Origin of the sequence: Streptomyces sp. AC550_RSS872 (assembly GCF_019049285.1) — a bacterium.
In the GTDB taxonomy this organism is placed as follows: Bacteria; Actinomycetota; Actinomycetes; order Streptomycetales; family Streptomycetaceae; genus Streptomyces.
Map to the genome: position 1 here is coordinate 88,877 of NZ_JAGMUL010000120.1, position 14,198 is coordinate 103,074.

Genomic DNA, 14,198 nt, shown 5'->3' on the forward strand with positions numbered 1-14,198 from the left:
GCCCGCGCCCGGCTCCGCCCGCACCCCGCACCAGGAGCAGCGATGACCACCACCGCGTCCCACCCCACGGCCGAGGTAGAGCTCGCCATCGGCGGCATGACCTGCGCCTCGTGCGCGGCGCGCATCGAGAAGAAGCTGAACCGCATGGACGGCGTGACCGCCACGGTCAACTACGCCACCGAGAAGGCGAAGGTCAGCTACGGCGACGAGGTCTCCGTCCAGGACCTGATCGCCACCGTCGAGGCGACCGGGTACACGGCACAGGAGCCCGCGCCGCCCGTGCGGGACGCGAAGGACGCGCAGGACCCGCCCGGGAGCGGCGACGGACAGGATGAACTGCGGCCGCTTCGGGAGCGGTTGATCACCGCCGTCACGCTCGCCGTGCCCGTCGTCGCGATGGCGATGATCCCGGCCCTCCAGTTCGAGTACTGGCAGTGGCTGTCGCTCACGCTGGCGGCGCCCGTCGTGACGTATGCCGCCTGGCCGTTCCACAAGGCGGCGTTCACCAATCTGCGGCACGGCGCCGCGACCATGGACACGCTGATCTCGGTCGGCACGTCGGCCGCGTTCCTGTGGTCGGTGTGGGCACTGTTCCTCGGCACGGCGGGCGAACCCGGCATGACGCACCCCTTCGAGCTGACCATCTCCCGCGGTGACGGCTCCGGGAACATCTATCTGGAGGCGGCCGCAGGAGTCACCGCCTTCATCCTGGCCGGGCGCTACTTCGAGGCCCGTTCCAAGCGCAAGGCGGGCGCGGCGCTGAAGGCGCTGCTGGAGCTGGGTGCCAAGGACGTCGCCGTGCTGGGCGCGGACGGCGGTGAACGGACCATACCGGTCTCGGAGCTGAAAGTCGGCGACCGCTTTGTCGTACGCCCCGGAGAGAAGATCGCCACCGACGGCACGGTGGTCGAGGGCTCGTCGGCCGTGGACGCGTCGATGCTCACCGGCGAGTCCGTGCCGGTCGAGGTCGCCCGGGGCGACGCGGTCACCGGCGCCACGCTCAACGCGGGCGGCCGTCTCGTCGTCGAGGCCACCCGGGTCGGCGCCGACACCCAACTCGCCCGGATGGCGAAGCTGGTGGAGGACGCGCAGAACGGCAAGGCCGCGGCACAGCGGCTCGCGGACCGGATCTCCGCCGTGTTCGTGCCGATCGTGATCGCCCTGGCGCTGGGCACCCTCGGCTTCTGGCTCGGCAACGGCGCCGGGCCTGCCGCCGCCTTCACCGCGGCGGTCGCCGTACTGATCATCGCCTGCCCGTGCGCCCTGGGTCTGGCCACGCCGACCGCGCTGATGGTGGGCACCGGTCGGGGCGCGCAGCTCGGCATCCTGATCAAGGGCCCGGAGGTACTGGAGTCCACTCGCAGGATCGACACGATCGTCCTCGACAAGACGGGCACGGTCACCACCGGCCGGATGACCCTGCTGGCCGTGCACACCGGGGACAACACGGAGGAGGCCGAAGTCCTGCGGCTGGCGGGTGCGTTGGAGCATGCCTCCGAGCACCCGATCGCACGCGCCGTGGCCGACGGGGCGCTGGCGAAGCTGGGTTCGCTGCCCACGCCGGAGGACTTCGCGAACGTGCCCGGCCTCGGGGTGCAGGGCGTGGTCGACGGCCACGCCGTGCTGGTGGGCCGGGAGCGGCTGCTGGAGGAGTGGGCCATGGAACTGCCGGAGCACCTGGCGCACGCCAAGTCCGAGGCCGAGGCGTCCGGTCGCACGGCCATCGCGGTCGCCTGGGACGGCGAGGCGCGGGCGGTCCTGGAGGTGGCCGACGCGGTCAAGGAGACCAGCCCGGAGGCGATCCGGCGGCTGCGCGACCTCGGTCTCACCCCGATCCTGCTGACCGGCGACAACCGCGCCGTGGCCGAGTCCGTCGCCCGCGAGGTCGGCATCGCGCCGGAGCACGTCATCGCCGAGGTGCTGCCGCAGGACAAGGCCGACGTCGTCAAGCGGCTACAGGGCGAGGGCCGTTCGGTCGCGATGGTCGGCGACGGCGTCAACGACGCGGCAGCCCTGGCCCAGGCCGATCTGGGACTGGCGATGGGTACGGGCACGGACGCCGCGATCGAGGCCGGCGACCTCACCCTGGTGCGGGGCGACCTGCGCGTCGCCGCCGACGCCATCCGGCTCTCCCGCAGGACGCTCGGCACCATCCGGTCCAACCTGTTCTGGGCCTTCGCCTACAACGTCGCCGCCCTCCCGCTCGCCGCGGCGGGACTGCTCAACCCGATGATCGCCGGAGCCGCCATGGCCTTCTCCTCGGTGTTCGTCGTCGGCAACTCGCTGCGGCTGCGCTCGTTCCGGGCCGCGGACTGATCCCTTCCACAGGAAGGTGAGGGCGCCGCACACGCGGCGCCCTCAGTCATGTCGACGGCGTGTCAGCCGAAGGCCTTCACCGCCTGGTAGTACGTCCACGCGGTGCTGTTGCAGGCGGCCTTCGTCCCGCCGCCGTAGCCCGCGCACACGCGCTTGAGGTCCTCGTAGAAGGCGCTGTCGAGGCGCGACTTGTAGGCGCTGAAGGTGCCCAGCGCCTTGTAGTTGCGGTAGCCGAAGTCGTGGCGGGCGCAGGACGTGGAGAACGGGAAGCCGAAGGGGTTGTCGGGCGAGGAGGAGCAGTAGTCCGTGGACCAGTCGAACCCGTAGCCGGACCAGGCGGACTGGTGGGCGCGGGCCGCGGCCCAGGCGTTGTGGCTGGACGCGCTGGTCTGGGTCCAACTGGCGAGGACCTGGGGCTTGTCGGCGGGCGCGGCCTCGGCGGCCGAGGCGGCGCCGAGGACCGTGACGAGGGCCAGGGTCGAGGTGGTCAGTGCGGTGGCGAGTCTGCGGTGCATTCCACACCTCCATGAGACTGCGACCCGTCCATCGAGCCGCAGGTTCATGACAAGATGATGGGCGCGCCAACCATCCTTCACACCGCATGTACCTCAAATGCGCCCTTAACTCTTGGACATGCCGGCCCGTCGGATATGAACGGCGGTCAGCGCCAAGGCCAACGGCCCAGGAGCGAGGAACGCGAGCGGCACCAGCATCCAGGCGCACAGGACCCCGGTGGCCACCGCGAGCAGCACCAGCCCGCTGCCTCCCAGGTCCCGTACCGAGTCCCCGGCGGACTCCCGCAGCGCCGCCCGCCAGTCGGTGAGCGACTCGGGGCGGGCGCAGGCCCCGAGGCCCACGGCCAGGGCGGCCGCACCGATGGCACCGGCCGCCACCGCGAACAGCTGTGCCCCCGGCAGCCCGGCGCCGGCGAGCGCCAGATCGGCGGCGAAGAGCAGGGCGCCCAGGAGGGCGACGGCGCCCGCCGCGAGGTCACCGGCCCGCAGCCGCCGCCGTAGCACCGCGAAGTACCGCCCCGCGGTGGCCGGTTGCCCCTCCCCCGCGCCCCGCAGCACCGCGCACGCGGTCGACAGCGCGGCCGGGACCGTCACGACGGGCAGGCACGCCACGGCCGTGGCGAGGCCGACGCTCAGCACGTCGGCGAACAGGGTCATCCGGGGTCCGAAGACCTCGCCCGGCTCACGGGTTCCCATGCCGCTCACCCCTTCAGCCCGGAGCTGGCCATGCCCTCCACCAGCAGGCGCTGGAAGGCGAGGAAGAACAGCACGATCGGCAGCAGCGCGATCACGGACAGCGCGAACATCGGGCCGAACGCCGAGGTGCTGGACGCGTCCACGAACGACCGCAGGGCGAGGGTGAGGGTGAACTTGTCCGGGTCGAAGAGATAGATGAGCTGGGTGAAGAAGTCGTTCCACGTCCAGATGAAGGTGAAGATCGCCGTGGTGATCAGCGCGGGACGGGTGAGCGGCAGGACGACCTTGAAGAAGCTGCGGAACGGACCGCAGCCGTCGATCCGGGCCGCCTCCTCCAGCTCGCGCGGCAGTCCGCGCATGAACTGGACGATGAGGAAGACGAAGAAGGCTTCCGTGGCGAGGAACTTCGGCAGGATCAGCGGCCAGTAGGTGTTCACCAGGCCGAGCTCGTTGAAGATGATGTACTGCGGGATCAGCACCGCGTGGTGCGGCAGCATGATCGTGGCGATCATGAACGCGAACAGCGGCCCCCGGAAGCGGAACCTGAGGCGCGCGAAGGCGAAGGCGGCGAGCGAGCAGCTGATCACATTACCGAGGACCGCACCCCCCGCGATCAGCAGCGAGTTGCTCAGCAGCCGCCAGATGGACACGTCGTTGACGCCGTCCAGGGCCGTGGAGTAGTTGGACCACTCCAGATGGCTCGGCAGCAGGTCGAGGCTCGCGATGACCTCGTCGGCGGGCTTGAGCGAGGTCGCCAGCAGCCAGGCCAACGGGTACAGCATGACCAGCAGCGCGGCCAGACAGCCGGCGTGCAGGGCGATTCGGCCCCAGGCAACGGGCTTGCGGACGACGGGAGTTGTGGTGCTGGTCATCGGTCCCCCTCGGAAGCGTAGAAGACCCAGGAGCGCGAGGTGCCGAACAGCACCGCCGTGACAGCGGCAATGACGATCAGCAGGACCCAGGCCATGGCGGAGGCGTAGCCCATGTGGGAGGCGACGAAGCCGCGGTCGTAGAGGTAGAGGGTGTAGACGAGGGTCGAGTCGGCGGGGCCGCCCTTGCCGGCGCTCAGCGCGAAGGCGGGCGTGAAGACCTGGAAGGCCTGGATGGTCTGGAGGACGAGGTTGAAGAACAGCACCGGGGACAGCATCGGCACGGTGACGGACACGAACTGCCGCCATTTCCCGGCCCCGTCGACGGCGGCCGCCTCGTACAGCTCGCCCGGGATCTGCTGGAGCCCGGCGAGGAAGATGACCATCGGCGCGCCGAACTGCCACACCGTCAGCAGGGCAACGGCGAGCAGCGCCCAGCCGGGCTCGTTGACCCAGCCGCCGGTGCCGAGCAGGTTGTCCACGGTGCCGCCGTCGTTGAAGACCGCTCGCCAGACGAGGGCGATGGACATGGACGCGCCCAGCAGTGAGGGGGCGTAGAAGGCCGACCGGTAGAAGCCCTTGCCGCGCTTCATGGACTTCAGGGCGAGCGCGACGGCCAGCGCGAGGGCCAGTTGCAGGGGCACGGCGATGACGACGTACGTCAGAGTGGTCACCACCGAGCGCCAGTAGCGCGGGTCCTCGGTGAACATCTGGACGTAGTTGCGCAGGCCCACCCAGCGCGGCGGATTGAACAGGTCGTAGTCCGTGAAGGACAGGTACAGCGACACGGCCATCGGCAGCAGCGTCAGGACGATCGCGCCGAGCACCCACGGGGAGAGGAACACCCAGGCGGGGCCCTGGCTTTCGCGCCTGGGGCGGCGCTTCGGTGCCGGGGTGGCCCCCGGCTTCCTGGCGGCGGGCGCGGGAATGTCGGTGGTGGTCATGACCTCAGCTCCGCCTTCGCCTCGGTGACGTAGTTCTCGGCCGCCTCGCGCGGCGACAGGCGCTCGTACGACACCTGGTCGTAGTCGCGCTGGAAGGTGGCCTGGAGGGCGTTGTCGCCTGAGGGCGGGGCCTGTGGCGGGTCCTTGAGCGTGCCTTCCAGGGAGGACTGGTAGTCGGCGATCGTCTTGTCGAAGTCCTTGAGCTGCGGTGCGGTCTCCTCTCGGATCGACTCGTTGACGGGGATACCGCGACTGGCGCCGAGGATCTTCGCCGCCTGCTCGTCGTTGATGAGGAAGTCGACGAGCTGGGCCGCCTCCTTCGGGTGACCGGTGCCCGCCCCCACGCCCAGGAACATCGACGGCTTGAAGTACTGGCCGGGGGTTCCGTCCTCGCCGGACGGCATCGGAGCGAGCGCGACGCCGGTCGGTATGAGGGCGAGGAAACCGCTGGCCGGGGCGTCCCAGTTGGCGTCGGAGACGGCCTCGCCGCGCCCGAGCGGGGTGTTCTCCACGGAGCCGTCGAGCTGTGTGGTCTGCTCGGCGGGCGAGACGACGCCCTCGCGCCGGAGCTTGTCGGTGAAGGTCCACCAGCGGGTCAGGTCGTCGGCGGTGAAGCCGAGCCCGCCGTCCTTCGTGTAGAGGGACTTGCCCTGACCGCGCAGCCACACCTCGAAGCAGTCCTCGCTCTGGCCGGGGTCGGTGGCGCCGGGCTTGCCGGTCTTCTTCGCCAACGCCCGCATGGCGTCGGCCCATTCGCTCCAGGTCCAGCTCCTCCCCGGGAGCGGCACACCGGACGCCTTCCACGCCTCGACGTCGTACGCGACGGTCTCGGTGCCGCGCCCCTGGGGGATGGCGTACTGCGTGTCGTCCAGCCGGCCGGTGGCGAGCAGACCGGAGTCGATCTCACCGGTGCGCAATACAGCCTTCTGCTCGGCGAGGTCGAGCAGGACGCCGCCGGAGGCGTACTGGTCGATCTGCCGGTAGTCGAGCTGCATCACGTCGGGGGCGTCGCCGCCCGAGGCCTGGACGGCGAGCTTCTGCTTGTAGGCCTCGTAGGCCGAGAACGACGTCCGCACCTGGATGTCCGGGTGCTGCTTCTCGAACAGGGCGACGGCCTGCTCGGTGCGTTCCGCGCGGTCGGGGTTGCCCCACCACGTGTAGCGCAGCACGACCTTGCCGCCGCCGACCGACTCCCCGGATCCTCCACAGCCGGCCAGCATCGCGCAGAGCGCGAGTGCGGCGGCCGACGCGCAGAACCCCTTTGTCCTGTGTCCGGGCATGCCGAGGTCACCTCTTTTCTCCTCGGTCCTTCTGTTGGCCCCCCTCGGCCCCCCTCGCTCCCCTGGGCGAGCTACTCGCCCTGGTACGGCAGCGTGACCCCGGGCAGGTTGTACTCGTCCCGGCGGCCGCACATCCCGAACCCGCCGAGCCTGGTGGGCCCGGCCTCGTGCGCGGTCGCGTCGGCGAGATACTCCGGCTCGCCCGCCTCCAGCGCGTCGAGCTGGGCACCCGTGCGCTCGACGGTGGCGAGCGCGCCCGCCCGCCACAGCTCCCGCCAGTTCGGAACCTTGGCGCGCACCAGCCGGGCCGCGGCCCGCTGGAACGCCACGTACGGGCCGCTGTCACCGGCGACGAGCGCCTCGCGCAGCAGGAGGTAGCCCTCCACGGCGAGGTCCCTGCGGCGCCGCGCGGCGGCCGCCGTGTCCGGTCCGGTGCCGGGTGGCAGGGCCGCCACCGCCGCGTACCGCTCCGGATCCGCGAGCACCTCGGGCGGGAAGGTGAAGACGGCGTCCCCGGCCTCGGGCAGCCCGCTGTTCTGCATCAGCACGGTGATCCGCAGATCACCGCCCTGGACCATACGGTGCACGGTCCCGGGCGTGAACCAGGCGACCGAGCCCGGCTCCAGGGGGATGTCCCGGTAGCCGTCGGGGCTCAGCGTCTGCACGGCGCCCCGGCCGCCGGTCACGACGTACGCCTCCGTGCAGACCAGGTGCAGATGCGGGCTGCCGCCGCACACGCCGTCGGCGGCCTCCCAGTCGTAGGCGCTGAGGTGGGACAGGCCGACGGCGCCGGGCAGCGGGTGGGGCAGGTTCGGCTTCACCACGGCATTCCCTCCAGGTGGGCGGCCACCTGCTCCCGGTCCCAGGCCCCGTCCGCGAACACGACGCGGTAGCGGTAGGCGAAGGACTCGCCCGGAGGCAGCTCGAACTCCTCGAAGAACGCCCAGGAGAACGCGACCGTCGGGATCGGCTCGGAGCGCACGAACCAGTGGGACTCGTGGATGGCCTCCGCGTTCTCGGGCGCGTGCGCGAACACGAGCGTGGAGTGCCCGTCGATGTCGTCGTGCTCGGTGGTGAAGGCGAGCCACGGGCCCTGACTGCCCATCAACTTGTCGGCGTCGGCGTCGGATTCCGGCGCGAAGGCGGTCCCGCCGGTGAAGTCGCGCGGGCCGCGCCACTGGAGTCCGGTGTAACCGGCCAGCTCCCGGCCCTCGGTGGTCGGGGATCCGAACCGCAGAGGCTCGGCACGGGTGTTGGTGAGCCGGATCGACCAGTCCAGCGCCCAGGCACCCGCCTCCTCGTCCACCGAGTGGACGGTCAGTCCGCGCACCTCGCGCGCCCACTCCTCGCCGCCGTTCGCCACCCAGGTGAGCTCCTCGGTGAACACGAGCCGGTCGTCCTCGACCGTGAACTCGCCGAAGCCGTCGTGCCGCATGGAGCCGACCCGCTCGGGCAGGGGCAGATAACCCTGGCCGTGGACATAGCAGTTGCCGCCCCAGAAGTTCTGCCCGGACAGATGACTCGCCGTCATCTGAAGGCCCTTGTGCCAGCGGTGGTCGCTCGGCCGGTAGCCGGTCACGGTATGTCCGGCCAGGGTGCGCACGGGATGGGCGTACGGCTTGCGGGACTCGAAGGCCTCCGGGTCGGGGCGGTAGACGTACCGCAGGATCTCGGTGCCGTTCGCGGCCGTGACGGCGATGTGGTCGCCGTGCGCGTGGGTGACGCGGATGCTCATGCGCGCTCCTTGGGGGCCCAGTGGGGGTGGTCTCCGTGCATGGCCGGGTAGAAGGGGTCGCCGGGCCGGATCTCGCCCGCGTGCACCGGGCTGCCCGTGAACGCGGCCTTGTAGAGGGCGGCCGCGAAGTCGAGCGTGGCCCGGGCGTCGGGTCCGCTGCCCGGGGGCCGGACACCGTTGTCGTAGGCATCGAGGAGGGCGCCGAGCTGTGCCGTGTGCGAACTGGGCAGGTCCGTGGCCTGGGTGCGCCAGGCGGTGGCGCGCTCGGAGGGGACGTGCGGGGCGGGGGTGTAGGCCCAGTCGTCGTTGCGGTGGCCGTACAGGTGGGTGAGCTCGACCGTCGCGTCTGCGCAGTCGATGCGGATGCGGCTCACCTCGTGCGGGGAGAGCACGCTGTTGACGACGGTGGCGAGGGCGCCGTTCTCGAACCGGACGAGGGCCGTGGAGACGTCCTCGCTCTCGGTGTCGTGGACCAGGCGGGCGGCCATCGCCCGGATCTCCGCCCACGGCCCGAGCAGATGCAGCAGCAGGTCGTACTGGTGGATGCCGTGCCCCATCGTCGGCCCGCCGCCCTCACTGGCCCACTTCCCGCGCCACGGCACCGCGTAGTACGCGGCGTCCCGGTGCCAGGTCGTCTGGCAGTGCGCGACCAGCGGGGTGCCCAGTTCACCGCTCGCGATCAGCTCCCGGGCGTGCACGGCGCCGGAGCCGTAGCGGTGCTGGAAGACGACCGACGCGTACGCGCCCGACGCCTCCTCGGCCGCCGCGATGTCGTCGTACTCGGCGAGCGACAGACACAGCGGCTTCTCGCACAGCACCCAGGCGCCCGCCTTGAGCGCGGCGACCGTCTGCTCCCGGTGCAGCGACGGCGGCGTGCCGATCAGGACCAGGTCGGGGCGTACGGCGTCCAGCATCTCACCGGTCGAGGTGTACCCGGCGACATCCTCGCCCGCGAGCTCCCGGAAGGCGTCCAGCCGGGCCTGGTCCACGTCGACGGCGGCGACCAGTTCCACCCGGTCCGCGTGGTGTCTCAGGGCGGAGAGATGGCTCCCGCTGACGATGGCGCCGGTGCCGATCACGGCGACGCGGCGGCGGGCAGGGCGTGGGGACATGCGGTACTCCTCGGACGGCCGGCGGACAGCCCGCTCAGAAAGCGCTTGCACTTCGAGGGCGACCCTAGGCAGGGAGCGAATGTCAGGACAACCCCTCTGCGGCGACATGAGCAAAGCCTGACCTGTTCGGCTCGGCTCACCCCGGGCACGCTCCCCTTCCGGACGGGCGCTCAAACGGGATGAAGATCACGAATGGCCAAGGAGCGGTGGCGTGGCGCGACCCGGCACGGCGACGGGCCGTCGGGCGCCCGCGTCAGCCGATCGGCTGGGCGGTCCCGGCACCCGGGCCGGGTGCCGGGCCACCCGTACTCCCCCCTCAGTCGGTCGGTCCCCCCAGCCACAGCGTCCGGATCTCCGGCGTCTCACGCCCCTCGATACCCTGCGCGAGCAGGGTCAGGCCCGGCCAGTTCGGCGGTACCCAGAGCGCGTCGGGGTCACCGCCCGAGAAGTCGGGCCGGTCGCCCGCCCAGACCCGCCCCACGCACTCTCCGCCGGCCCATCCGGTCACCCGGACCTGCGTGGCGTCCAGCCGGACCAGGAATCCGTCCGGTGACGCCGGCAGGTCGACGTCGAGCCATGCCTCCTCCCCCGGTTTCAGCGCCAGCGGGAACCGTACCTCCTCCGTGCGGCCGGATCCGACGGCGAACGCGGTCAGCAGCTCGTCGTCCTGCACCGCGCACGACCAGTCCCGTACGGCGTCGAGCGCGAGCAGTTCGGCGCGCAGGCCGAGGCCGCTCGGGTGGTGCGGCAGCGTGGCGGAGATCCGGTGGGTGCCGGCGGTCAGCAGCACCCAGGGGTTCTCGGCGTGGACGGTCTCCGGCTCCCCGTCGTCCACGCTCACCCGCAGCGGTTCGACGACCCCGCGCAGATGCAGCGCCGACGGGGTGGGCGAGTGGACGGTACGGGTGTAGGTGAGCGGTGCCGCGACGCGGGTGCTGCTCCAGCCTACGAGCACCCGGATGGGCGCCGGAGTGCCGGCCCAGTGGCCGTGCACCGTCCACAGGGCCGACACGTCCGTGGTGTCCCGGACCTTCCAGAGGGTGCCGAGGCCCCGCAGCGCGCCGAGGCAGAGCGCGGGCAGACGGGCATCGTCGAAGTTGGCGTGGCCCCAGATCTCCACGACGGCCTCGATCGCGGCGGCCCCCGTCACATCCCGGACGTCAATGCGGCGGGCCGCACCGAATCCGGCGACCGTCGCAAGCGCCCGGCCCGCGACCGACAGATCGACGATGTCGGCGGCGTCGGTGAGCAGCAGCTCGTCGACGCCGGTCAGGTCCGTGGTGGTCCGGTAGGCGCCGCGTCCCCGGTACACGCCGAGCGACTCCAGGGCGGGTGGCAGTTCGTGCTGACCGGCCGGCTGCTCGGGGGCCGCCTCGGAGCGCCGTCGCACCTCGCGTACGGCGGCCGGTTGCCGGGCGGCGGGTTTCTCGGAAGGCTCCGCGAGCCGGACGGTGCCGTCGCCGTCGACCGACCGCAGCCGCGCGGCCTCGGCCGGCGACAGCACCACGAGCGTGGTCCCAGCCACGGTCTCCCGTCCGGACACCGGGATCTCGGTCCGTGTCCCGTCCAGTACGACGGTGACGGGCACGTCGGAGGAGAACACCAGCACCCGGTCCGTCCGCGCCACGAGGTCCGCCGAGGCGAGTTCCAGGGTGGCCTCGGCGAGCGGTACGTCCACCGCCATGAGGGGGCACGATCCCGGCGCCACCGCGACGGGCACTCCCTGGACGACCGCCGTGCCCGGCTCGGTCCCGAGATGCGGTACCGCCACGAGCCGGCCGCCCTCGGGAAGGTCCAGCGCCGCCGGGACCGAGCCCGTCGGGAAGTCGCAGCTCAGCTCCGTGTGCAACGACGGTGTCGCCAGGGCCAGTTGAGGGCCCCAGGTCTCGACGACCCGTGCGAGTACCTGCGCCTCGGCGTACTCCGGGCGCTCCAGGCCGGTGGAGGTGACGTATCCGCCGAAGTCGTAGCCGTGGCTCATGAGGTTGCCGGGGCGCCCCCAGTTGCCGCTCGACGGGGTGTACCCGAAGTTCCAGCCGGACGACTGGAGATACGGCGCGATCAGCTTGGCGCCGCTCGCCAGCAGCCGCCGCAGCGTCCGGTGGCGCCGGTTCGTCTCGGTGACCAGCAGCGGCACCCCGCGCTCCGCGACCAGAGCCGCGTAACGGCGCACCTCGGCCTCGATGTCCGGGGAGTCGTCGTCCGGGTAGAAGTTGCAGGCCGGTACGACCCCGTCCACGTCCCCGGTGGCGCCGGCGAGGTCGCCCTGGCCGGAGCAGGCGATGAGCGGCACGGTGATGCCGTGCCGAAGTGCCGTGTCCCGCAGGGCTGTGAGGTAACCGGGGCGGTCCGCGCAGTCGAAGAAGTCCAGCTCGTTCTCCAGCTGCACCATGATCACTGAACCGCCCGCCCCGTACTGGCGCTCCGCCAGCAGCGGCAGCACCTGGTCGAACCACGCCGTGACCTGCTCCAGATAGCGGGGCTCGTTCTGGCGGACCTTCAGCTCCGGGTCCAGGCCCAGCCATGCGGGCAGCGCGCCGCCGTCCCACTCGGAGCAGATGTACGGGCCTGGCCGCGCGATGACGTACAGGCCCGCCTCCTGCGCGAGGTCCAGGAAGGCGGCGACGTCCCACCGGCCCCGGAAGGACCAGCGACCGGGCGCCAACTCGTGGAAGTTCCAGGGCAGATAGACGTCGACGCAGGTGTACCCCGACGCCCTGACCTGTTCCAGCCGCGCGCGCCACTGCTCCCTCGGGAGACGGAAGTAGAACAGGGACGCGCACAGCAGCGTGCGCGGACGGCCGTCGATCCACACGCCCTGGCCGTCCACATGGATGGTGGTCACTTCACTCCCGCGCTTCCGCCGCTGATGTCCATCTCGTACAGGTACTTCTGGCCCAGGTAGTAGACGATGATCATGGGCAGGGCGAGCAGGACCGAGCCGACCATGACCAGGTTCCACGCCGGTGACTGGCCCGCCGCGGAGGTGCTGGTGATGTACTGGATGCCCAGCGACAGCGGCATCTTGGACTCGTCGTTGAGATAGATCAGCGGGCCCATGAAGTCGCCCCAGGTGTGGGTCAGGGTGAAGATGCCGATCGCGATCAGCACCGGCCACAGCATCGGCAGCATGATCCGCCGGTAGATGCCGAAGAAGCCGAGGCCGTCGACCATGGCCGCCTCGTCGAGCTGGCTGGGCAGCCGGGAGACGAACTGCCGCACCAGGAAGACGTTGAAGGCGTTGGAGAAGAAGTTCGGCACGATCAGCGGCAGATAGCTGTTCACCCAGCCCAGGTCCCGGAAGAGGATGAACTGCGGGATCATCGTGATCTGTGTCGGGATCATCATGGTGGCGATGACGATCAGGAACAGCGCGTTCTTGCCCGGGGCCCGCAGCCGGGCGAAGGCGTAGCCGACCAGACCGCTGGAGAGCATCTGTCCGGCGACCGAACAGAGCGAGATGATCACGGAGTTGATCAGGAAGCGGCCCATCGGCAGTTCGGAGCCGAAGACCCGGCTGAAGTTCTCCCAGTGGAACTCGGTCGGGAAGAGCGTGAAGGAGTTGGTGTTCACCGTCGCGTCGCTGGAGAGCGCGATGGAGCCGACGAACACCAGCGGCATGGTGAGGATCGCCGCCACGACGATCAGCGTGGCGTAGGTGAACGGGGTGGCCCGGAACGCCCGTACCGTGCCGGGGCCCCGTCCCCCACGGGGCTTGCGCGGCACGCCGCTCTCCTTCGTCCGCTGCGGCGCCGGGGTGGTCAGGAGGCCGGTCATCACTTCACCTCGGTTTCGTAGAACACCCAGCGCCGGGCGGTGCGGAATGCGATCAGCGTGAAGACGAGGACCACGAGGAACAGCAGCCAGGAGATCGCCGACGCATAGCCCATGTGGTAGTTGCCGAAGGCCTCGTCGAAGAGGTACGGCACCATCGTCTCGGCGCCGTCGTAGGCCGCGCGCAGCTTGCCCTTCGGCACCAGGATGTACACCTGGGCGAAGACCTGGAAGGCGCCGATCATCCCCATGATCAGGTTGAAGAAGATGATCGGGGTCAGGTGCGGCAGCGTGATGCTCCAGAACTGCCGTACCGCGCCCGCGCCGTCGACCTCGGCCGCCTCGTACAGCTCCTTCGGGATGCCCTTCATGGCGGCGAGCAGCAGCACCGTCGCGGCGCCCGCGCTCCACGCCGACATCACGACCAGCGCGGGGATCGCCCAGTCGCCGTCGAGCAGCCAGGCCGGGCCCGAGACGCCGAACAGGCCGAGCCCGTCATTGAGCGGGCCGTTCGGGGCGAGTACCTGGCGGAAGATCATCGCGGTGGCCACGAGCGGCACCAGGGTCGGCAGATAGATCAGGGTGCGCAGGAGTTTCCGGGCGCGTACCTGTTTGTTGAGCAGATTCGCCAGCCACAGGCCGAGCACCAGACCGAGCGGGACCGAGACGGCCGCGTAGTAGAAGGTGTGCCACAACGTCCTCCAGAACCTGGGGTCGTCGGTGATCAGCGTGACGTAGTTGTGCAGCCCGATCCAGGTGGGCGAGGTGAACGAGTCCCAGTCGGTCATCGAGTAGTAGACCGACGCGATCATCGGCCCGAACAGGAAGACCAGGAACCCGATCACCCACGGTGAGACGAAGAGATAGAACCAGAGCGCCTCACGGCGCCGCCGCTTCGAGGACGTCCCGGTCTTCGGGACCGCCGCTCCGGCCGTCTTCGAGAGGATCGCCATCGCC

The 14,198-nt window shown here is 70.9% G+C and carries 12 protein-coding genes; 1 reads left to right on the top strand and 11 read right to left on the bottom strand.

The genetic code is table 11. From position 1 onward, the window contains the following. Positions 1 to 42 precede the first annotated feature (42 nt). The gene (locus tag KUM44_RS33390; RefSeq protein ID WP_217213497.1) at positions 43 to 2,316 is read left to right on the top strand and encodes a cation-translocating P-type ATPase; all 2,274 of its coding nucleotides are present in this window, start codon (positions 43 to 45) and stop codon (positions 2,314 to 2,316) included. A 62-nt stretch (positions 2,317 to 2,378) separates the two neighbouring features. On the opposite strand, the gene KUM44_RS33395 is transcribed toward KUM44_RS33390, so the two are convergent. The 11 genes from KUM44_RS33395 to KUM44_RS33440 all read right to left on the bottom strand — a co-directional run bounded on the left by KUM44_RS33395 (position 2,379) and on the right by KUM44_RS33440 (position 14,194). Next, positions 2,379 to 2,831 (bottom strand): phospholipase, encoded by a 453-nt coding sequence (locus KUM44_RS33395; protein WP_217213498.1) that lies wholly within the window; start codon positions 2,829 to 2,831, stop codon positions 2,379 to 2,381. 105 nt (positions 2,832 to 2,936) lie between these two features. Beyond that, positions 2,937 to 3,527, bottom strand: a complete 591-nt coding sequence (locus tag KUM44_RS33400) for a hypothetical protein (RefSeq protein ID WP_217213499.1) — start codon at positions 3,525 to 3,527, stop codon at positions 2,937 to 2,939. 5 nt (positions 3,528 to 3,532) lie between these two features. Further along, complete coding sequence (locus KUM44_RS33405; RefSeq protein WP_217213500.1) at positions 3,533 to 4,399, bottom strand: carbohydrate ABC transporter permease; 867 nt, start codon at positions 4,397 to 4,399, stop codon at positions 3,533 to 3,535. After that, positions 4,396 to 5,340 (bottom strand): carbohydrate ABC transporter permease, encoded by a 945-nt coding sequence (locus KUM44_RS33410; protein ID WP_217213501.1) that lies wholly within the window; start codon positions 5,338 to 5,340, stop codon positions 4,396 to 4,398. Before KUM44_RS33410 ends, KUM44_RS33405 begins: the two co-directional genes overlap by 4 nt. After that, positions 5,337 to 6,620, bottom strand: a complete 1,284-nt coding sequence (locus KUM44_RS33415; protein ID WP_217213502.1) for an ABC transporter substrate-binding protein — start codon at positions 6,618 to 6,620, stop codon at positions 5,337 to 5,339. Before KUM44_RS33415 ends, KUM44_RS33410 begins: the two co-directional genes overlap by 4 nt. Before the next feature lie 71 nt (positions 6,621 to 6,691). Continuing rightward, positions 6,692 to 7,444, bottom strand: coding sequence for a cupin (locus KUM44_RS33420; protein ID WP_217213503.1), 753 nt, complete (start codon positions 7,442 to 7,444; stop codon positions 6,692 to 6,694). Further along, positions 7,438 to 8,355, bottom strand: coding sequence for a PmoA family protein (locus tag KUM44_RS33425; protein WP_217213504.1), 918 nt, complete (start codon positions 8,353 to 8,355; stop codon positions 7,438 to 7,440). Before KUM44_RS33425 ends, KUM44_RS33420 begins: the two co-directional genes overlap by 7 nt. After that, on the bottom strand, positions 8,352 to 9,467 hold the full coding sequence (locus KUM44_RS33430) for a Gfo/Idh/MocA family protein (RefSeq protein ID WP_217213505.1): 1,116 nt from the start codon (positions 9,465 to 9,467) through the stop codon (positions 8,352 to 8,354). Before KUM44_RS33430 ends, KUM44_RS33425 begins: the two co-directional genes overlap by 4 nt. Positions 9,468 to 9,783: 316 nt before the next feature. Further along, positions 9,784 to 12,312 carry a beta-galactosidase gene (locus KUM44_RS33435; protein WP_308402785.1) on the bottom strand — a complete coding sequence of 843 codons (2,529 nt, stop codon included), beginning with the start codon at positions 12,310 to 12,312 and terminating at the stop codon, positions 9,784 to 9,786. Beyond that, positions 12,309 to 13,244, bottom strand: coding sequence for a carbohydrate ABC transporter permease (locus KUM44_RS46085; protein WP_254390484.1), 936 nt, complete (start codon positions 13,242 to 13,244; stop codon positions 12,309 to 12,311). Before KUM44_RS46085 ends, KUM44_RS33435 begins: the two co-directional genes overlap by 4 nt. Further along, complete coding sequence (locus tag KUM44_RS33440) at positions 13,244 to 14,194, bottom strand: carbohydrate ABC transporter permease (RefSeq protein ID WP_217213507.1); 951 nt, start codon at positions 14,192 to 14,194, stop codon at positions 13,244 to 13,246. Before KUM44_RS33440 ends, KUM44_RS46085 begins: the two co-directional genes overlap by 1 nt. Positions 14,195 to 14,198: the final 4 nt, after the last annotated feature.